Consider the following 22,839-nt stretch of genomic DNA (forward strand, 5'->3'; position numbering starts at 1 on the left):
CTGGCGGCTCGGATTTTTTTAATATATAAGAGTTTATATGTTTTGGAGTGAGCGCGGAGTTACTCCAGCCGCCTTGTGCGAACAGAGAGAACTCCAGTCCGCTATTCTAGCCAAAAGTATCCATATCGCGGGGGTGAGGGAACTCCAGTCCGCTATTTTGCTGTTTCAAGGCAAATTCAGCGTTTTTCGTGGAAATAAGACCTTGTAGTTCCGCTAATGCCATAGCATCCCCGCTATTTGCCTATATAGCGTCCTACAGTTCCCTTAACAGGTTTTGTCGCTACTAAGAGGCTGATCTCTCAGGGCGGCGAAGCCGTTTTTCTTTAGCCTTGTCATGAAAAGAATATAAGCGCAAAAAATGTGTAGTTCCTCCAAGCAAAAGAAGCAGAGAACTGCAAAAAGGGAGACTTTCCATATAAACAGGCGGTTGTTATGGTAGGTTCAAGCCGAATCGCGATAGGCTAATATTAGAAAGGAAGTGAGCCATGCATGCTCTTGCAACCAATCGTCAAAGCTGGAATCCGTGGAAGTACTGGTGGGGAGTCTCAACGAAGCAAGATTAGATAGGATAGGTTGCTAGTGTTGGTCAAAAATGAAAACGCATTCAATGATGAGAGGGAGTGAGTTTACTTATGATAAAAAAATGGATGTTAAGCTTGATGCTGATCTCGTTATTGTATACTACACCTATGTTTGGACTGCAAGCGCTCGACAACACGAGCGTTTATGCGGCAGAACCGCTGCCAAATACAACGATCGGCAATTTTGAAAGCGAGGAAGAGGTTTGGAATTTCGGTCTGGGAACTGAGTTTCCGGGAGCTCAAGGCGCGTATGAGCGGGATGCGTCGGCACCGAGATCCGGGACCTTTGCGGGGAAGCTGCACGGCGATTTCAGTGCGGGCGGCAAATATGTGGCCATCGCTAAAAAGTTTCTGCCCTTGGATATGCAGAAGCTGGAATTTTGGGTTAAGTCGGCTGACGCCTCTGCACTTACGCTGCGGGTGGTTGATTCGACCGGACAGGTGCATCAGCGGAAGATCGCACTGGCGAGTGCCAATTGGCAGAAGATCGAGATCAGCACCTTCAACATCGGCACGAACTATCTGCATTTCGGTGGCGCCAATGACGGCAAATGGCACGGTCCCGCTGGTGGAATCTCCTTTTTGCTGGAGAAGTCCAACTTGATCGGCGGCAAAACGAGCGGAGACGCTTGGATTGACGATGTGTCGGTAACGGCGCCGCCTCAGGAGACCGTATGGGAGAACGCAATCGGCACCTTCGAGAACGGCTTCGATATATGGACGCTGGCCTCGCAAGGCGGAGCCAAGGGTGAATATATCCGGGATACGGCCGAGGTTAAGTCGGGGGCTTACTCAGGCAAGCTGAGCGGGAATTTCAGCACCGGCGGGCTGAATGTTTCGCTCGGACGAAGCTTTTCTACGCCTATGGATATGAAGAAACTGGCGTTTTGGGTCAAAACGGCCGATTATACGGTGGTCCTGCTGCTAGCGAGGGACTCGACCGGGCAGGTGCATCAGCAGAAAATCGCCTTGGCACCTACCGGGGATTGGCAAAAAATCGAAGTGTGGACCTTTAACGCCGGCACAAGCTATTTGCATTACAACGGAGCCAACGATGGGGTTTGGCATGGTCCGGCTCAGGGAATCGCGCTCTTGGTGGAGAAGTCAGGGCTGGTCAGCGGCCGAACAAGTGGGGATATCCGCTTCGACAATGTCGTTGCGACCGGTTCCTTCCCGGATTTGTCCATTCAGCAGTCTCGCATGGGAAATGTTTTTCTGGCGAATGAGTCCGCCGTTTTTCCTCTTGCAACAAGGGGAGATACGGTAAGCTGGAGCGTATATGATCATTTGGATCATCAAGTATTGGCAGGCAATGAGGCGGTGCAGGACGGGCAGTTGAATCTGACGATTCCCCTACAGCAGCTTGGTTATTTTAAGCTATCCGTTGCTGCGAAGAAAGAGGGTCAAATGATTCAAAGCAAGGATATTTCGTTTGCTCGCTTAGCCGCTGATGACCCTACCTTAGCGAACAACTCTCCGTTTGGGGTATCGACGCATCTTGCACGAACAAGTGATGGATGGACGCCTGAGTTAAGCGCACTGTTGAAACGCGCCGGATCCAAAAATTTCCGTGACGAAATCACATGGGTCGATGTTGAATATGAAAAAGGGAAATATCAGAAGCCGCCAGGCCGTGACGCTTTTATGCGGAAAACGCAGCAAGACGGACTGAAGCCGTTCATCACGTTCGATTTCACCAATCCATTTTATGACCAGGACAGCACCCCTTATTCGGACGAAGGACGTCAGGGGTTTGCCAACTATGGCAAGGCTTTGCTGGATTTGTACGGCAATCAGATGGAATGGGTGGAAGTTTATAATGAGTTCAATGGCGGGTTCGGGGATCGAGGGAACGGCCCGGCAGACTCACGGCCAGACTATTATTTTAAGCTGCTGAAGAAGACCTATGAGACGGTGAAAGCGGCCAGACCAGACGTGACGGTAGTTGGCATGGCATCAAATGTAGATATTAAATGGATGGAGGAAGTATTTAAGCTCGGCGGGCTCCAATACATGGATGCCGTTTCCATTCACCCGTACAATCGAACGTCAGATGGTATGCTGCAAGCTATTCTTGACGCCAAAAGCTTGATCCGGACGTATAATAACGGTCAAGACAAACCGCTTTGGATTACAGAGGTTGGCTGGCCAACCCATATTGGCGCTACGGGCGTAGACGAGAAAACACAAGCTGATTATTTGGTTCGTGCTTATGTGCAAGCGTTGGGCGCGGGGATCGAGAAAGTATTCTGGTATGATTTGATGAACGATGGCATGCAAGCCGACTATGGCGAAAATAATTTTGGTCTCCTTCGGCATCAGAATGACCCCAAGGGCCAGTTCACGCCGAAACCCGCTTATGCGGCATACGGTGCGATGACCCGAGAATTGACAGGCGCTGCCTTTGTCCAGCAGGAAACAGCTGGCATAGGGATAAACAGCTATAGATTTGATAAAAACGGTCAGAAGCTAAGAGTCGTCTGGGCCAATACGCCTGTTCAGGCAGCTATTCAGACGGATGTGCCGATTCAAATTACGGATATCATGGGTAATACAGAAACCTTCACGCCGATTAGCGGCAAGGTGTATATGACCCTAACTGCGGAGCCTATATATATTCAAAGCGACATCGACGGCATTGCGCTCGACTCAACATTCGCTGTGCTCGGAGAAGAAGCGGTAACGGGGGAATCCGTCGCACTGACCGTGGAAGCGAACAATACCTCTTCATCGCCTATCGCTGTATCATTTGCGGTGGAAGGATCATCCTATCCACTCTACGCGGGAGCCGGTCAGAAGACTTCGCAGCCATTCGCTCTGTCTGGATTGGGCCAAGAAGGGATTCGCTATGTAACGGGCGATTTGACGGCAAACGGAAGTCGCATCGGAAGACTGAAACATGCTATCCAGACGCTTCCGTCTTATAGCGCAAGAGTTATTCCTGTCATTACCGATGTGAATACGAAAGCAGAAGCATTGAAGATTCAAATTCGGAATTATTCCAAACAGCAGGGTCTAACTGTCAAAAAAGCAAATTGGCAGTTCGGCTCCCAGTCAGGCACGCAGGATTTAAGCTATGTGATTGCTCCAGACACGATCAAGACGTTTGATATTCCACTTAGCAATTTTCCGTATGGCGTTAGCAACCAAGCGCAGGTGACTGTCCAGTTTGATGGCAAAAATTCTTTCACATACGCGGGGAAACTGGATTTCAATCCGATTCTTCCCGGCACGGTACACATTGACGGCTTGCCTGACCCTGAGATTGTAGCGTCGGCGCCGCTTGCCCTTTTGTCGCAAGGGACGGTAAAAATGCAAAACTACGGAGGCCCATCGGATTTGGATGGCAGCGTATGGTTGAACTGGGATCAGAACGATTTGTATCTGACAGCGAAAATCAAAGACAATGTTCATTACACGCCTGCCAGCGGAGAGGAAATTTGGAAAAACGATAGCCTCCAGTTTGCGGCTATGGCCGGTATCCCTGGCGAGAACTTGGCTTCCTATGAATTTGGCTTATCCCAGACGCCGGTGGGACCGCAAATCTTTCGCTGGTTGTCGCCTAACTCGAGCGTCAGACAGCTTGTAACGAACGGATCGCTGCAAGTATCGCGAGATGAAGAACAGAAGCTCACAGTCTATGAGCTTGCACTCCCATGGGCTGAGCTTGCGCCGATTAAACCGGAAACACAGGGAGCCTTCAGTTTCTCATTGCTAGTCAATGATAACGATGGTACCGGTCGCAAAGGGTATATCGAGTGGGGTTCCGGGATTGGTGAAACGAAAGATCCGAAGAAATTTAGAACTGTTCAAGTGATCAAAGATCCAGCGCCTCCGGTGATCACTATTACAGGGGTTGCGGCAGGGGAGAGCTACACGGATCAAGTAATTCCAGTCGTGAAAGTCGACGATGAAGACGGTGATTTGAAGAACATTCAGATGAAATTGAATGGCGAGGAATGGACTTCCGGAACGCCTATAGCTGAGAAAGGAGATTATGCATTATCTGTGCAAGCTGTGGATCAAGCAGGGCATGCTGCGGAGCAAACAATTCCTTTCAAACTGTACCACAGCACTCTGTTGGCATCATCGAGCGCAGAAGGACAAGTGAACGATACAGTGAAGCTAAAGGCATCGCTTCTGGATCATAACGGTCAACCGATTGTTGGTGAAAGTGTGTCTTTTGCCGTGTATGGCAATGTCATTGGAACTGCTGTAACCGACATGAATGGAGCAGCGACGTTGGATTACAAAATTCAAGTGGCTGCCAGTACAGACCAAGAGAACGTGTACCAGGTTCAAGTTGCGTTCAGCCGGAATGATACGACGTATTATGCTGGCAGCGAGGGTAGCGGGACTTTGACGGTTAAGCGCTTGTCTCCGCCAAATCCGGGAGGGGCGCCGGGTAAGCCTTATTTATCCGATGATCATGGGTATGCTACAGGACTCAAGGACGGGAAATATTCGGTGACTATGAATATGTGGTGGGGAAATAACGGCAGTACGTATAAGCTTTATGAGAATGACGTGCTGATTGATACCCAAATCCTCATGGCGCATTCTCCGAATGCCCAAACGACTGCAACATCCGTCACCTACCGAGAAAATGGGACCTACCGCTACTATGCGGAGCTCTCCAATGCATCGGGCACGACGAGAAGCGAGGTGCATACAGTGACCGTTATGCAAGCGGCGCCGGCTGCCCCCGTACTCTCCCATGATAACTGGGGCGGAGAAGCAAACTACCAAATCAGCATGAACATGTGGTGGGGCACGAACGGTACGCAATATCGACTGTATGAGAACGGCAGTCTAATCGATACGCGGATGCTTGCCGATCAAACCCCAAGCGCACAGACCGCCGTATCCACTATTCGGAATAAACCGAAAGGTGTTTATGAGTACCAAGGCGAGCTCCTTAATCATGCGGGAGCAGCGCTTAGTGAGAAGATTGTTGTGAAAGTGAATTGATGAGCAGAGGTTGAACGGGGGTGCCTCTGGGTATCCAGAGAGTGTATTGAAGCTTGGTGCGGAGTCTGAAAACCTGCGAAAGTGCAGGCTTTTTCAGCGAAATCGCATGAAAAGTGGAAAAGCCTGCGATTAGGCAGGCTTTTCAAGCTTTTCCTTCGATAAGTCAGGAAAAGGCTCCAAAAGGATGCACAATTGCAGGAATTCCATCACTATAAGCAAATTCAAGCTCAAAAGGATGCATAATTGCAGGAAACCTATTATACGATACGAAAGCTAGGTGGCTCATTAATGTCGACAATAGAAATTGAGCAGCTTGCACAGCTGCATACACCATATAAGCTTAACCGTCCGGTACTGAGCGGATCAGGACTGGAGGGGAATTTTGACTCGCAGGCTGTGGACTGTCCTTTTGTTTTTGTCCATCAAGACTGCTTCTATATGATGTACGTCGGGTTTGATGGAAAGGGCTATCAAACTGCGCTGGCGACAAGTTCCAATTTGCTCGATTGGGAACATAAGGCGATTATTCTCCCACGTTTGATGGCGGAGGAAAGGTGGGATCACATAGGTGCTGCGGGATCTTGGATGCTGCTGGAATCCAATAGCTTGTATGACCTCCCACGGCTCAAAAAGATAAATAACCGCTATTGGATGGTTTACCATGCTTACCCGGATCAGGGCTATGAAGCGGGCGGAGCCGTGATGGGTTTGGCATGGACGGAGGATGAGAGCTTGCTGGAATGGCATCGGCTGGACGAGCCTATTTTTTCAAATAAAGAGGGAGCGGACTGGGAGAAGGCAGGTTTATACAAATGCTGTGTGATCGAGCATGATGACAAGTATTGGATGTTCTACAATGCCAAGCGAGATGACGAGTGGCCGTGGAAAGAAGAGACAGGCCTTGCAGTCTCGAGCGATTTGATCCATTGGGAACGTTATGAAAGGAATCCTGTCTTGGAGGCAGTGGAGGGGAGTTTTTACAGTCAATTTATCAGCGATCCTTGTATAAAACATGATGGACAGCAGTGGGTGAATTTTGCGTTTGGTTTTGATGGCCGTCATGCACAGGGAGCTCTTGCGGTATCTGACGATTTGCATAACTGGCGAATTGCCAAGCAGCCTTTAATTACTTATGGGGAGCAAGGCGAGCTTGACGAAATTCATGCTCATAAGTCTAGTGTTATTTATTGGAACGGTGTGCTGTATCACTTCTATTGCGCGTGCAGACATTATCAAGCCGGTGACAGGACCAAGCTGGAGGTATTCGAAGGCCAATATGAGTTTCGCTGTATAGCGGTTGCAACTAGCAGGCCACTGAGAAGTGAATAGGGCTGATGTTCTTTATGATAGAGAACAACTGATATTTGTAGAAGAACTTTCGCAACTATGCGGAGGTTCTTTTTGCTCAATAGGTAAAAATAATGGTCATATTGGTTAATTTGTTTGCTTATTTGCGTATCTGGTTATCGCTATACTGAAAATAGTACGCTGGATATCTGGAAAGGAAGGGATCAAAGCAAAGTTTTGAAATGAATGAAAGCGCTTTATAATGAGAGAGTTTACTCGGAGGTGGCGTCGTGTTCAAAAGAGGTTTATCCGCAATTCTTGCCTTTACGATTTTAATAAGTTTATTTACAGCTGGGTCTGGCATTACTTATGCCGTCTATGCAGGAGCAGCTCCAGAGCAGCCTGTCATTGACAAGACCGCAACAACGATAAATTCAATTAGCTTATCTTGGCCAGTCGCGCAAGGAGCAGCCAGCTATAACGTATACCGTTCCTTGAACAGCAACGGTCCTTACATCAAGATTAACGGCTCCGACATCGTTTCACAAAACTATGTAGACACGAGTCTGACGCCAAATACCAGATATTATTACAAGGTTTCAGCCGTAAGTGCTGATGGAGAATCGACTAAATCAGTTGGAGCTTCAGGGTTAACACAGCCTGATTTTGGTCCTAATGTCTATGTATTTGATCCATCAACACCAACAGCCGATATTCAAGCGGCCAGTGCGGCAGTGTTTGCGAAGCAGGAAACCAATCAATTCGGCAGTGAGCGATTCGCGATGCTGTTCAAGCCAGGACGCAGCGCACAGGGACTTCCTACACCTGCCTCCTACAATGTTAATTTCAAAGTAGGCTTCTACACACAAGTGTCAGGTTTGGGCCAAGTGCCGGATGATGTGACCATTAATGGCGGGGTAACGGTTGATGCCAACTGGGCAGCCGCACATAATGCGACCCAAAACTTCTGGCGCTCCATCGAAAATTTGGCGGTAGCCCCTGCGGGCGGGGACATGAAATGGGCAGTTTCACAGGCAGCACCGATGAGACGTCTGCATGTCAAAGGCAATTTGACCTTGCATGATCAAGGCGGATGGGCAAGCGGCGGGTTTTTGGCGGATACGGTGGTTGATGGTACGGTAAATTCCGGATCGCAGCAGCAGTGGTTCTCGAGAAACGGCCAGTGGGCAAATTGGACAGGCTCTTTGTGGAATACGACGATTGTCGGCTCGGTGAATGCGCCTGTGGAAGATTGGCCTACAAATGCTTATACCGTTGTGGATAAAGCGCCTGTTATTCGCGAAAAACCATTTCTGACTTTCGATCCAGCGGCAAATCAGTATAATGTGCTAGTCCCGAATGTGACGACTAACACCAAAGGGACCAGTTGGGCCAGCGGCTCCAATTCAGGAACGCCAGCCTCAATTTCATTGGAAAAATTTTATATTGCAGATCCCTCAACCCCAGTAGCCAGCATTAATGCTGCACTGGATCAAGGGAAGAACCTGCTGCTTACACCTGGTGTGTATCATCTCGCAGATACGATTAAAGTGACGAAACCTGATACTGTGGTACTTGGTCTTGGCCTTGCAACGCTGCACTCGGACAATGGCATTGTGGCTCTATCGGTAGCGGATGTGGACGGCGTCAAAATTGCCGGGCTTCTATTCGAAGCAGGCAGTGTCAGCTCGCCTGTCCTCTTGCAGTTGGGTCCCAAAGGGAGCTCCGCGAATCATGCAGGCAATCCGAGCTCGCTGCACGATCTCTTTTTTAGAGTAGGCGGGGATGCGCTTGCCAAAGCGGAGGTCTGTATCGAAATTAACAGCAACAATGTCATCGGCGATCATTTCTGGGTATGGCGCGCAGATCACGGCACAGGCGCAGCATGGGATTCCAACATCACTACTAATGGCATGGTTGTCAATGGAAATGACGTCACGATTTACGGACTTTTTGTGGAACATTTTCACGAGTACCAGACATTATGGAACGGCGATCGAGGCAAAATGTTCTTTTATCAAACCGAAATCCCCTATGATGTTCCCGACCAAAAAAGCTGGATGAGCAGCGGAGGAACGGTGAATGGCTATGCCTCTTACAAAGTGGCGGATTCAGTGAATTCACATGATGCATATGGCTTGGGCATTTATTCGTTTTTTAGAGACGCAGAGGTGAAGCTTGAAAGCGGGATAGAGGTTCCAGATAAGGAAGATGTCAAAATTCATCATGCGACCTCGGTCTTTTTGAGCGGCTTTGGCGAAATTACACATATTGTGAATGCGATGGGATCAACGGTGAGAAAAGGGGCAATGAGAACAACGCTGGCCGATTACATACCTAGATCTGTGGCGAGTATTCCTGCGGTCAATGTTTCGACCGTTGCCGGGAAAGCGCCAATATTGCCTGCGTTTGTCACGCAAGTTTTTGAGGATGCTACAACGAAACAAGCGGCTGTAGTATGGGAGACTATTCCCCCTTCCCGCTATGCGTCTGCTGGCCGTTTTACGGTAAATGGAACCGTGCCTGGCAGCTCTCTTCAGGCTGTTGCAACGGTTGCTGTTGCTGCTGCCCCGAATCATGCTGTGACCGATATTCTCATAACTGGAGCAGGCAATGCGAAGACGATTACTGCGCCAGAGGGCACGCTTCAAATGTCGGCCACAGTAACGCCAGCGAATGCAGATAATGGCGCAGTCACCTGGTCAGTTGTCAATTCGAACGGAACCGCTACGGATATTGCAACGATCAGCAGCGGAGGCCTGTTGACAGCTGTCAAAAACGGCACGGTCAAAGTGATCGCGACAGCTAATGATGGATCAGGTGTGCAAGGCGAAGCCTTCATCCTCATCAGCGGCCAGATTGTGAAGGTTGCCGGAATTACCGTAACCGGAGCCAGCAATGCAACAACCATTACAACCAAAGGCGCTACCCTGCAAATGTCTGCGGCGGTTCAGCCCAGCGATGCGAATATTATCACGGTGACTTGGGGCGTTTATCAGCCAGACGGAACGGCAACGGATAGGGCGACGATTAGCAGCAGCGGACTTTTGACCTCTGTCAAAGATGGCATAGTGAAAGTCGTAGCGACGGCTGCTGATGGTACCGGTACTTCAGGGGCTCAGATGATCACAATCAGCGGTCAAACGATCATGCTGGAGAGCGGATGGTCATGGGTGCGAGAAACGCCAAGCAATTGGGCAGTTGATCGCAGCAATGGCAATATCATGAAGCTCAAAACATTGAACGGAAGCTGGACTCAAACGGGCAAGCCAAGCAACATTCTTGTGAGAGATCCAGGGACAACTGAGTTTACGATTTCAACTAAATTAAAATTTGCGCCTGATGCCAACTATGAATGGGCAGGATTGATTATTTATCAGGATGATGGCAAATTCATTACATTGGGCAGACAAACGACGGGCAACACAACAACGCAGAAGATCAGATTCTCCAAGGGGGAATCCAACCCAACGCTTGCACAACTCGATAAGGACTATGCGGATTCTTCTTTAACACCAACACCAGATGTATATTTGAAAATTGTTAAAACAGGGAATAGCTACACAGGTTACTATGGCTATGATGGAATGTCGTGGACGACTACTGCCGACACTTTCTCGTTCGCCACGCCGATGTCCAGTCCCAAAGTAGGGATATTTGTACGCAAACTAACGACAAGTTCTGTGAAAACAGCGGAATTTTCGGATTTCAAATTAGCAAATACCTTAGTGCCGTTCTGGAATCCTATTACTTCTATTGCTGTTGCAGGAGCAGAGGGAACAACCGCAATTACGGCAAAAGGCGGCATCTTGCAAATATCCGCCACCATTCTGCCTGCGACTGCGGATAACAAAATGCTGACATGGTCGCTTGCAAACTCAGATAACTCAGCAACCGACAAAGCAACGCTCAGCGCCAATGGATTGTTGACCGCTATGAAGAACGGAAAGGTCAAAGTCACGGCAGCAGCGAACGACGGCTCCGGCGCCATTGGAAGTGTGATCATTGATTTATCCGGCCAAGTGCTTACACCGCCAACGATTAGAACGGTAACATCTGGAGATGGCCACGTTATTATCGGCTGGCGACCTATGGAGGGCACAGTAAGCTATTCCGTCTATCAACGAACAGCAGACGGTGTTTATGGAGCTGCTCTATCCACTGTGAGCGGGAATGTTTACAGCTATGATGCGACTGACTTAGTGAACGGCACGACCTATTATTATGTATTGAAAGCCGTGTATCCCGGAGGGACAAGCGACGCCTCCCATGAGGTCAGCGGGACTCCGCAAGTATCGGCGCCAGGTGCGCCAGAGCTGCGGGCCGCAGCAGCCGGCGATGGTCACGTCAATCTGGAATGGAATTCGGTGGCAGGATCAACGGGGTACCAAGTGTTCATAGGCACGGCATCAGGAATATACAGCAATGCACCGCTTATATCTGTCAGCGGCTCCGTGTACAGCTACGAGGCAGCTGGTTTAATGAACGGCACGACTTATTATTTTGTCGTCAAAGCTGTCAATCCTGGAGGAATAAGCGAAGCTTCCAATGAAGTCAGCGCGACTCCGCAAGCGCCAGTACTGAACACGGCTGTGACGGGTGTCACGCTTAACCAGTCAACCCTCCATTTGACGCGAGGTGATTCCGGTGTGTTAACAGCTTCGGTACTTCCAGCCAATGCGACGAACCCTGACGTTACGTGGACCACAAGCAACGCGAATATCGCAGCGGTAGACGCTAACGGCAGGGTAACTGCGGCAGCAGCAGGGAGCGCAATCATCACAGTAACAACAGCCGACGGAGGATTCACGGCTACTTGTATCGTTACGGTATATGAACAAACATCCAGTGGTAGAAGCGAAAGGTCGACAGAAACATCAACAGGAACGACGACGACTGCGAATAACAACACTGGCATCATGACCATTACAAATCAGCAGCTTACGAACAGTCTGAATGGGAAAACGGTTGTCGAAATTCCAAGCCATATTTCAGAAATCAGACTTCCGTGGAATACGGCCGAGCTGATTAATCTTAATCAGTTGGAGATCAAATCCGAAGCATTGACACTTTCTATTCCATCCAATGTGTTTACGCAGCTAACAAGTAAGCTTAGTAGGGATGAAGTCAAGGGTGCAATGCTAACGCTGAAGCTGGACCAATTGGCTGAAGCCAACGCGAAGGAGCTTATCCAGCAAAGCAATCGGATTTCGAATGCCGATAATCGCTTAGTTGGCACTGTGTATGAGTTTCATTTATACATTCAGACATCTGACGGGAAAATGGTTGAGCTGTCGAAGTTCGATAAGCCAATTCTACTTGAGCTCAAGGTTCCTGCTGCCATGAATCCGCAATTGGCAGGTATCTACTATATTGCAGATGACGGGAAACTTGAATACGTTGGCGGTACTTACAGCCATGGTGTCATCACAGCCGAGATTAGTCACTTTAGTAAATATGCGGTGCTCGAAGCTGGCAAAACTTTCACCGATGTACCATCCACCCATTGGGCATCCGCTGTCATCATGGAGCTCGCAGCGAAGCAAATTGTGAATGGAACGAGCGCGACAACCTTCGAACCAGAGCGCAGCGTAACACGCGCTGAATTCACGGCGCTTCTCGTGAGAGCGCTGAAGTTAACGGACCAAAGCGCAACAACTTTTGCCGATGTGAAGTTCAGCGATTGGTATGCGGATGCAGTAGCTATCGCCGTGAAGGCAGGAATTGTGCAAGGCAAGAGTGCGACAGTATTCGATGCGAACGCACTGGTGACTCGTGAGGAAATGGTCACCTTGCTTGTAAGAGCTTATGAGTACAAGAACGGTAAGGTCGTAAGCCAAGCAGTCCATGCTTTCGCGGATGAAGCGCAAGTATCCTCGTGGGCGGCTGAGTTTATACAAAAGGCGGCAGCGCTAAACCTGATTCAAGGACGAGCAGCGGATAGATTCGAACCGCAAAGCATATCTACGCGTGCTGAGGCTGCTCAAATCCTGTTTAATCTATTGACAGCTGGTTTAAAACAATAAAGATTGCAGTTTAAGTAGGGTCAATTCACTTCAGTAGAGTCATCTGCTGAGTTGAATTGGCCCATTTTTACTCTCCGATGGGCACGGGAGAGTGCAGAGATTGCAGAGATTGCGGGTTCCCCCGAGCATATCGCATGTAGCGAGTGACTTTGAAAACCTGCGATAATGCAGGCTTTTTCAGCGAAAACGCTCGTGAAATGGGAATTCCTGCAAATGTGCAGGAATTTTTGGCTTTTCTCACTGAAATTCGAGAAAAGGGCGAAAATACATGCAGAAATGCAGGAATTCATGGAAAAAGGTTATTTTGAGAAAAAAAGGATGCATAATCGCAGGTTTATCTAGAAAATCAGCTGCCAATATCGAGGATACTCGTACTTTTTGCGCCAGGGAGTATCATACGCGTTGATTATTGCGGAATCGAGAAGCGCAGTGGAGCGATGTTCACCTTTGCAAAGAAGAGCTGGGCATACAATGAACTTAGTAGACACCGGAGAGGATAGCGGGAAATAGCTATGGCAATGGTTATTGCGGCTTAAATGGATATCGCCCTAAAAGACAAGCTGCTGTAAGCTAACCTGACACGCGAATTAATACATATTGACACCCTAATTAAAAAAGGCTACTATGTACTTATTAAGTATAAACGTTTATACTTTTGACACATAAAGGTGCAAGTGCTTCTTACCATGAGGAGGGGTTCTATTTGAAAAATGCAAAGCTAAAAAGTATCGTTTCATGTTTAACAGTAAGCGCTTTTTTGGCGGGCTGCAGCACGGTTCCAACCAAGACGGACAACACGGATGCAGCATCGACGGCGAAAACAACCGAAACTTCAGCAGTATCCACGGCTGCGGCTTCGAGCAAGCTCAGCTGGGATAAAGTGAATGATCCTTCGCTGAAAGGGCAAGAAATTACCGTTCTCGTCGTTGATACGGATGGTAAGATTGGAACGTTATTTAAGCAATTTACAGAGAAAACAGGCATTAAAGTCAATGAGCTCGCCGTAGATTACAACTCTCTATATGGCAAAATAACGACAGCGGCATTATCGAATTCGTCCGATATTGATGTTGTTGAGATGGATACCATTTGGGCGGGACAATTTCTGAAAGGGAATATTGCCGAGGATTTGACTAACGTTATTCCGGCAGATGTCCAAAAGAAATACACGCAATCTTCGCTTTCGTCAGCGATGTTCGATAATCACTTGATGGGAATTCCGTATTATTCAAGCACGAAGCATTTTTACTGGAACAAGGATTTGTTGAAAAAAGCAGGCTACGACGCCCCGCCGAAAACGTGGGATGAATTTAGAGAAGTATCGAAGAAGCTGACAACGAACGGCGTTTACGGATCAGGCTGGGCATGGAAGCAGGCAGAAGGCTTAATTTGTGATTATGTCAGCATGGTGTACGCTTTCGGCGGCAATATGATTGGGGACAATGGCAAGCTTACTGTTAATTCTAAAGAATCCGTGCAAACGCTTCAATACATGTCGGACCTCATCAATACGGACAAAACGGTGGACCCGGCAAGCTTGCAGTGGACAGAGGAAGATGTGAAAAATGCTTTCATGGCTGGCAAAATTGCTATGATGAGCAACTGGGAGAACATGTACCCTGATCTGAATGATCCAACGAAATCCAAAGTGGTTAATCAAAGCGACGTAGGTTTGCTGCCAGGACAAGGAAGTATAATTTCTTCCTCCGTGACAGGGTCTGAAGGCATTGCGATTATGAAATCAAGTAAGAAGAAGCAAGCGGCACTTGCGTTCTTAAGCTGGATCGGGTCAAGGGAGTTCCAAGTGCCGTTCTACGCGAATACCGGTACGTATCCATCACTGCAGGAGCTTTACACGGACGAGGCGATTATCAAGGCGGATACAACGAAATCATTAAGCAAAATTATGCCGGAATTCCAATATGGCCACAATCGTCCGAATGCGCCTGGTTATGTCGAATGGGCAGATATTTTATCCAATCAAGTGGTTTCCGGTTTGACGAAGCACCAAACTCCTCAACAAGCGTTGGATGAAGCTTCCAAGAAAATCGACGAAGCCATAAAAACAGCAGCTAAGTAAAGCAGGGTGTGGAGGGATGAGCGTGCTCAAAAGTCAATTTGCTACCAAAAGAAGCCTATTTCCTTCTTCGAAAAAAGAACGGAAGGATATCTTATTTGCGATCCTCCTGCTGGCGCCTACGCTGTATCTCTTGTTAAGAATATTTATCTTACCTATTGTACAGTCGCTGGTTTGGAGCTTTTTTAAATACAATTTGATGGACGGCTCGACCATTGAATATGTAGGTTTGAGAAATTATATAGACATTTCAGTACTGCAGGACTTTTGGATTTCCATGAAAAATACGAGTTATTTCACCGTTTTTTCAGTGGCGCTTGAATTGGCTATCGGTTTTCTATGCGCCCTTGTACTGAATCAGACGTTCATTGGCAGATCGTTTTTTAGAGGCATTATTATTATTCCTTGGGCGATGCTCACGTTAGTGAATGGGTTGCTGTGGAACTGGATCTATCAGCCGGGGTACGGCGCTTTGAACACTATTTTGCATAACATGCATGTGTTGGGAGCTGATACGAATCCAGTATGGCTCTCCAGCTCCGGCAAGGTAGTCTTTTTCACAGCTTTAACGGATATCTGGAAAATGACGCCCTTTATGACCTTGCTGCTTCTGGCGGGCATGCAATCTATTTCGGTTTCTTTGTATGAGGCTGCAGCCATTGACGGCGCCAACTTTTGGAAGAAAATATGGCATGTGACACTTCCGCAGTTGATGCCCTCATTGATGATTGCTCTCGTACTGCGTGTAATTGGCGCATTTCGGGTGTATGACATTTTAACGGTTTTTACAGGAAATCCGAATACATCGGTTAGTTATCTAACGTATAACTTTGCTTTCCGCTACTTTTATTTAGGCAGAGCGTCAGCGATGGCGTGGATTTCCACCATTTTCATTTTAATTTTCATTGTCATCTATATGATCATGCTGAAGAAACAGCAGAAAGAACAGTAAGGGGGAAGAACGGTGAGCAGAGAGGCAGCAAGCAGAACCCCATCTTGGAGAGTTCGTTTATTTAAAGTCAGTCCAAGTGAGCTGATTCCCCCCATTTATTTGTGGTTGGGCATTATACTTCTAACAATATTTACGCTTTCACCCTTTCTGTATTTGATGATTTCTTCGGTCAGCCAATCGCAAGAGCTATTATCCGGGCATTTGTTCCCCCATTTGCCGACGTTTGGCAACTATGTGAAGCTATTTCAAGGGAGTACAGGCAAAGATTTTGTGCATGCCTTAGAAAATAGTTTATCGGTCTCCTTATGGACAACGGCGATTACAATTTTCGTAGGCGTATTTGCATCGTATGCCTTGGCGCGAATCAAATTTCCGTTTCGGGTCTCACTGCTGTTCATTATTTTGGCTATGCAGCTGTTGCCTTCCATCAGTATTATCGTGCCGCTATACATCATGATGAGAGAGGGATTAACCTTATCCATCCCGTTTACCTCAATCATTATCCTGCACACGAAGCCGCTTTTGGATACGACTTGGGCACTGATTATTGCCTATATCGCAACCAGCCTGCCTTTTGCTATTTGGCTCATGAGCGGGTACTTTCAATCCATTTCCAAAGAGATGGAAGAAGCGGCCTACATGGATGGATGCGGTAAATTCAAAACGATGTACAAAATCATCTTGCCCCTGGCGCTGCCAGGTATCGCCGCAACCGCTATTTTCACCTTTTTGAATTCGTGGGATGAATTTATTTTTGCAAGTGCCTTCAGCCAAACGTATGCTTCCAAAACACTACCCATTGCCGTTCGAGAATTTATTGGCAAACACAGTATCGACTGGGGCCTTATGACAGCCGGAGGATTCGTAGCTTCGCTGCCGCCGGTCATTATTTCCTTATTTCTGTATCGGTATATCGTGAGCGGATTGTCAGAAGGGGGATTGAAGGAGTAGCATCATCCCCCTTAAGTATAAACGTTTAAACAATTGGATCGAATTGAACGACAATAAAATCACCGAAACGGGAGTTCGATTGCAATTAAAAAGATCAGTATTTTGGATATTGTCACAAAGTCAGGTGTTTCTCTAGTTACGGTTTCAAGGGTTCTTAACAATGTTACGACGGTTCGCGAGAGCAATCGGCAAAAGGTGCTGCAAGCCATCAAAGAATTGGATTACGAGCCTAATTCAGCTGCGCGAAGCTTGGCGCGTGGAACAACGGGATTAATTGGGCTCACGTTGGTTACATTGAACGATTCGGTCTTTCACGATATTGTTCAAGCGGTGAATGAACATTTGGAGGAGAAAGGCTATTTCTTAGCCTTATCCATTTCCTCACCGACGCAGGAAGAGGCTGAGAAGCAAAATAGCTTCTTATTTCAGGAGGATCGTGTCGACGGCATTATCGTGCTTTCTCCACTGAATGAGAAGCAAATTGTTATGGAGCTGAAGCGCAAAAACATTCCGTTCGTGATCATTGATAATCACGATGATAACACCAGAGCTGTAACTGTGAATGTTGATAATTATGTTGGGGGATTCGAAGCGACCAAGCATTTAATTGAGTTAGGTCATACCCGTATCGCTCATGTGAGCGGCCCCGAACACTTTCTTAGTGTCAGAGAACGCAAACGCGGCTTCGAGAAAGCATTGGAGCAATCCGGCATTGCGCCACTTGCGGTAGCTCATACCGAATTCGGAATTCGCAGCGGCTTTCAAGCCGCAACAGCGTGGATCGAAGCAGGAGTGGTTCCAACGGCTGTATTCGCAGGGGACGATGCGCTCGCATTAGGCGCAATGGATGCATTTCGGGCCAAAGGGTACCGCATTCCGGATGATATATCGATTATCGGTTATGATAATCAGCTATTTGCTTCTGAGATCCATCCGCAGCTCACGACGATTCGTCAGCCTGTGGAACAAATGGGCAAAGAAGCGGTTCGGCTTTTGCTTAAGCTCATTGGCGGCGCACCAAGGAATAGTTCAGTGCTCTTGCAGCCCCAGCTAATCATCAGACATTCAACAGCTAATTACAAACAGAGATAAAAGTAACCATGATGGTGGGAGTGAAATGGATTGAACTATTACTTAGGTGTGGATGCAGGCGCCACGAAAACATACGCCATCCTTACAGATGAAACCGGCAATTGGCTGGCAAGCGGCAGAAGCGGCCCAGGCAATCACCAAATCAATGTAGAATTAGCCAATTCGAACATTAAAGATGCCGTATTTCAAGCCCTTAATCAAGCGAACCTTCAGCCTGCGGATATACGTGTCGCCTGGTTTGGGTTAGCGGGGGCCGATCGAGAAGCGGACTATCGCATATTAAGGCCCATGATTCAAAGCTATGGATTTGCTAATGCCCATATCGTATGTGACACGATTATCGCGATGCGTGCGGGAACAGCCAAGCCATATGGCGCTGTGCTCATCTGTGGAACTGGCATGAATGCAGCTGGCATTAATAAGCATGGTCAGATGATCCAGTGCGGCGGATTTGGTTATGCGTTTGGCGATTTTGGCGGAGGCAGCGAGCTTTCGATTGAAGCCTTTCGGACTGTCATTCGGGCATGGGAGGGGCGCATCAAGCCCACTTTGCTGACGGATTTAATTTTACAGACGCTGGGCTATGGTTCTGTTGAAGAGATGTTTCATCATTTTCTTGATCTTCATAAGCGGATTCCGTCGGACTTGACGAAGCTGATCTTCGATGCCGCCGCAAGAGGGGACCAGGCTTCTATCCAAATTTTGCAAAAACAAGGCGCTGAACTAGGTTTATCCGCCAGATCCGTCATTGAACGCTTGCTAATGCAGGATGAGAACTTCGATCTTGTATTGGCAGGCAGCGTGTTAACGAAAGGAAATGGCGAGTTCATTCATCCTTATATTGCAAAAGAGGTTCGCGAGGCAGCTCCTGGTTGTCAGTTGAACATTTTGACAGTAGAGCCGGTGGTCGGTTCCATCCTGTTAGCCATGGAGAAAGACGGAATGACGATTGCCGCTTCGACTTATGAAAAGCTAGGTCAAATAACAAACATCAAAGGAGTCGTCTATCATGAGTGAATTATTGAAGATTGCTGTTATTGGGGGAGGTTCCTCCTATACGCCGGAATTAATCGAAGGGATTATTCTCAATCATGCGCAGCTGCCGGTATCGGAAATCTGGCTGGTAGACATCCCCGCAGGCCAACACAAGCTTGAAATTGTAGGGAGTTTAGCCAAAAGAATGGTTGAGAAGTCTGGATTGCCGATGACGGTTCATTTGACGATGAATCGACGCGAAGCGCTGGAGGGAGCCGTCTTCGTATCTACTCAGATGCGTGTCGGCCTTCTTGAAGCACGAATCTGGGATGAGACGATTCCCCTCAAATATGGTGTGATTGGTCAGGAAACGACGGGTCCCGGGGGGATGATGAAAGCGCTGCGTACAATTCCCGTGCTGCTTGATATTTGCAAGGATATGGAGGAGTTGTGTCCCGAGGCTTGGCTGCTTAATTTTACGAATCCGGCAGGGATGGTCACCGAAGCGATTAATAAATATTCGAAGATCAAGTCGATTGGTTTATGCAATTCGCCTACAGGCGTTTATAAATGGCTGTCCGCTTTATTCGAGGTTCCGGTGGAGCGGATTTATGCGGAATTCGTGGGTCTTAATCATTTGAACTGGGTGACGAAGGTTAGCGTTGACGGTGATTCCAAGCTGGAGAAGCTGTTCGATCTGAAAGAGGGATATTCGGCGAAAAATGTCCCGCAATCCGAGTGGAATGCCGATTTCATCCATGGGCTTGGCGCTATTCCTTCCTACTACTTGAAATATTTTTATTTAACGCAGGAAATGCTGCAAGATCAAATAGCATCGTCGAAGAAAGAAGGCACGCGCGCAGAGGTTGTCAAACGCTTGGAAGATGAGTTGTTCGAGCTGTACCAAGATCCGAATTTGGCAGAGAAGCCGAAGCAGCTTGAGAAGCGTGGAGGCACCTACTACTCGGAAGCCGCTGTTAATCTCATGAAATCACTTTATAATGATTCACGCGATATTCAAACGTTGAATGTGGCCAATGGCCATACGTTGGACTTTTTGCCACAAGATGCTTGTATTGAGGTGAATTGTGTTGTCACGAAGCAGGGGCCTATTCCTTTGCCTGTCTCCTATGTTCCGGTTTCAGTCAAAGGTTTGATACATGCTGTGAAAACCTATGAGCAGCTCGCAATTGAAGCGGCTGTACATGGAGACCGCAGTCTGGCGCTTCAGGCCTTGGGCCATCATCCCCTCATACCTTCGGTCAATATTGCCGATCGTATGCTGAAGGAAATGCTAGAGCAAAACAAGGCTTATCTGCCGCAGTTTGCTGAAGCTTAATGGGAGTTGACTACGCTGGAAGGGAGGACATAGGCAGTAACGATGAAAGGTATCCATTAATCGCTATGCATGCTTTCCAAACCAAAGGAGGAATTATGTCTATGAAAATCAAAGGAATGGCTAGTTTTCTTACAGCTGCTGCACTTGTATTTACCCTATCAGCCGGTGTTTCTGCCAAAGCCAGTGCGAACTCTCCAATTATTTTAGGTTATTACACGAATGATTCGGCTGCAGCTCTTACAAGCTATCACAGCTACATCAATCAAATTTCCACAGATACTTTCAATACCGATGCAAGTGGCAACATTGTTGGAACCATCCCGACGCAAGCGGTGAATTATGCCAATTCCGTTGGTATCTTGCCTTATGCTTTGGTATCCAACTATGGAGCAACAGATTGGGACAGCAATGCCGCTCATCAAGTATTAACCAATGCTGCCGCCAAACAAAAGTTGATCGCTAATATGGTTGCTTTAGTGAAAACGAATCATTACAAAGGGATTAATGTTGATTTTGAGTCTGTTTTGGCAAGCGACCGCAATGCTCTGACCAGCTTTGTGAAGGACGTTGCCAGTATTATGAAAGCGCAAGGGTATTTAACGATGGTCTCTGTTCCTGCCAAAGATACCGATGACCCTGCTGACGATTGGTCGGGCGCATTCGATTATGAACAACTTGGCACTTATGCAGATTTCATCCAAGTAATGACTTATGACGAGCATGGCGTGTGGGCGGACCCAGGTTCAGTGGCAAGCAAGCCATGGATGACAGCGGCGCTTAAATTCTCGATTACTTATGTGCCTTCAGAGAAAGTCATCATGGGTATTCCAGCTTACGGAAACGACTGGAATTTGTCGGATAAGACGAACAGCAGCAACAAATTAATTCCGTGGAAAGACATTCCACAGCTGATTACAAGCACCAAAGGCAAGCCAACAAGAGATAACGCATCAGGATCAATGACTTTCAAGTATACGGCGAAAGACGGCTCCAAGCATGTGGTCTGGTACGAAGATGAAACGAGCATCAAGACCAAAACGCACTATACGCTGACTTATGAACTTGCAGGTGTTTCGGTCTATGCCATGGGCGAGGAAGATGAGAAGTTCTGGAAAGCCATTGCTGCGGGATTGAAATAATGTTGAAGAAAGCCAGGGGATGCGGGAGCATTTCCTTGGCTTTTTTACGTTTAGGGATGGATTGGGGGATCGCATTCAGGAAAGGGAACTGTGTTCCCTTATTCATCCTTTAAACAGCCATTTGGCCCGTCAAACGGAACTATAGTACGCTAATTTGTCCAATTTGCTGGAATTTCACGCTAGAGAGGTGGAATAGAGGAACGTACTTCCCTTTCGGAGGCGAATAGCGGATTTTAAGTGATATAGCGGATCATAGTTCCTTTTCCCAAAGGGTTATGTCCAGCAGCTGGGTTTTTCCTACTGTTCAGATGTGTAAACGCTTATATAATCAGCATGTTGTGTTATACTAGGTTATACAGGTAATTATCGGAACAGGGAGCTCGGTAGCAATGAAAAAAGTGAGCATTTTGGATGTAGTTGAAAAGTCGGGTGTTTCTCTCGTCACTGTGTCTAGAGTCTTGAATAACGTAGGGACAGTGCGGGAGAGCAATCGCCAGAAGGTATTGCAAGCAATTAAGGATCTGGACTATCGGCCGAATTCTGCTGCCCGCAGTCTGGCGCGTGGTTCAACGGGTTTAATTGGGCTTACGCTGGAAACGTTAAAGGATACTGTTTTTGACGGGATTGTTCATACGGTGAATCAAAGTTTGGAAGAGAGCGGTTATTTCCTGGCCTTGTCTATTTTCTCTCGAACCGAAGGTGATCCGGACCAAAAGACCAATTTCTTATTTCAAGAGGATCGCGTGGATGGTATCATTGTTCTTTCGCTTCTGGACGAAGAGAATTATGTCATGGAGCTAAAAAGAAAGAAAATCCCCTTCGTTATTATTGATAACCATGTTGCCAACTCAAGAGCCTTGACGGTGAATGTTGATAATTACATAGGCGGTCTTGAAGCAACCAAGCATTTGATTGAACTGGGACATACGCGCATAGCGCACGTAAGCGGACCTGATCATTTTCTAAGCGTTAGAGAAAGAAAACGTGGATATGAGAAAGCTTTATCGGATGCTGGGCTATCGCCGCTGATCGTTACGCATACGGAGTCTTTTGGCATTCGCAGCGGCTTCGATGTAGCCAAGGCGTGGATGCAGAGCGGAATTATTCCGACTGCCGTTTTTGCAGGGGATGATGGGTTGGCGCTTGGCGTTATGGAGGCTTTCCAGAGCGAGGGCTACAAGATACCGGACGATCTTTCGGTTATTGGTTATGATGATCAAGTTTTTGCTGCTGAAATTCATCCGCGACTTACGACGATTCGTCAGCCTATGGAGCAAATGGGGCAGCACGCTGTCCGTCTATTGCTGAAGCTGATTCAAGGGTCCAAAAGAAACACCTCGGTCGTTTTGCAGCCGGAATTGATTGTAAGAGAATCGACAGCCATTTGCCTGAAGAAGGATTGAATATACGTGTGCATGAAGGTTATGACAGAATGAAAGGCTTGAGAAC

The 22,839-nt window shown here is 47.6% G+C and carries 11 protein-coding genes; all 11 read left to right on the forward strand.

Annotated features, from left to right (window positions below; genetic code table 11):
• Nucleotides 1-632: 632 nt before the first annotated feature.
• The gene (locus HQN90_RS14175; protein WP_173219510.1) at nt 633-5,552 is read left to right on the forward strand and encodes a chitinase N-terminal domain-containing protein; all 4,920 of its coding nucleotides are present in this window, start codon (nt 633-635) and stop codon (nt 5,550-5,552) included.
• A 288-nt stretch (nt 5,553-5,840) separates the two neighbouring features.
• Nucleotides 5,841-6,881 carry a glycoside hydrolase family protein gene (locus tag HQN90_RS14180; RefSeq protein WP_173219513.1) on the forward strand — a complete coding sequence of 347 codons (1,041 nt, stop codon included), beginning with the start codon at nt 5,841-5,843 and terminating at the stop codon, nt 6,879-6,881.
• Between the two features lie 248 nt (nt 6,882-7,129).
• Nucleotides 7,130-12,865, forward strand: a complete 5,736-nt coding sequence (locus tag HQN90_RS39610) for an Ig-like domain-containing protein (RefSeq protein ID WP_173219516.1) — start codon at nt 7,130-7,132, stop codon at nt 12,863-12,865.
• 703 nt (nt 12,866-13,568) lie between these two features.
• Nucleotides 13,569-14,945 carry an extracellular solute-binding protein gene (locus HQN90_RS14190; RefSeq protein WP_173219519.1) on the forward strand — a complete coding sequence of 459 codons (1,377 nt, stop codon included), beginning with the start codon at nt 13,569-13,571 and terminating at the stop codon, nt 14,943-14,945.
• Nucleotides 14,946-14,967: 22 nt separating this feature from the next.
• On the forward strand, nt 14,968-15,894 hold the full coding sequence (locus tag HQN90_RS14195; protein WP_173219522.1) for an ABC transporter permease subunit: 927 nt from the start codon (nt 14,968-14,970) through the stop codon (nt 15,892-15,894).
• Nucleotides 15,895-15,906: 12 nt separating this feature from the next.
• On the forward strand, nt 15,907-16,845 hold the full coding sequence (locus HQN90_RS14200; RefSeq protein ID WP_173219525.1) for an ABC transporter permease subunit: 939 nt from the start codon (nt 15,907-15,909) through the stop codon (nt 16,843-16,845).
• 102 nt (nt 16,846-16,947) lie between these two features.
• Nucleotides 16,948-17,937 carry a LacI family DNA-binding transcriptional regulator gene (locus HQN90_RS14205; protein WP_216855315.1) on the forward strand — a complete coding sequence of 330 codons (990 nt, stop codon included), beginning with the start codon at nt 16,948-16,950 and terminating at the stop codon, nt 17,935-17,937.
• A 30-nt stretch (nt 17,938-17,967) separates the two neighbouring features.
• The gene (locus HQN90_RS14210) at nt 17,968-18,954 is read left to right on the forward strand and encodes an N-acetylglucosamine kinase (protein WP_173219528.1); all 987 of its coding nucleotides are present in this window, start codon (nt 17,968-17,970) and stop codon (nt 18,952-18,954) included.
• On the forward strand, nt 18,947-20,251 hold the full coding sequence (locus HQN90_RS14215) for a 6-phospho-beta-glucosidase (protein WP_173219531.1): 1,305 nt from the start codon (nt 18,947-18,949) through the stop codon (nt 20,249-20,251). Before HQN90_RS14210 ends, HQN90_RS14215 begins: the two co-directional genes overlap by 8 nt.
• A gap of 101 nt (nt 20,252-20,352) precedes the next feature.
• Nucleotides 20,353-21,390, forward strand: a complete 1,038-nt coding sequence (locus HQN90_RS14220; protein WP_173219534.1) for a glycosyl hydrolase family 18 protein — start codon at nt 20,353-20,355, stop codon at nt 21,388-21,390.
• Between the two features lie 389 nt (nt 21,391-21,779).
• On the forward strand, nt 21,780-22,793 hold the full coding sequence (locus HQN90_RS14225; protein WP_173219537.1) for a LacI family DNA-binding transcriptional regulator: 1,014 nt from the start codon (nt 21,780-21,782) through the stop codon (nt 22,791-22,793).
• Nucleotides 22,794-22,839: the final 46 nt, after the last annotated feature.

Source organism: Paenibacillus alba (assembly GCF_013204855.1).
Lineage (GTDB): Bacteria > Bacillota > Bacilli > Paenibacillales > NBRC-103111 > Paenibacillus_E > Paenibacillus_E alba.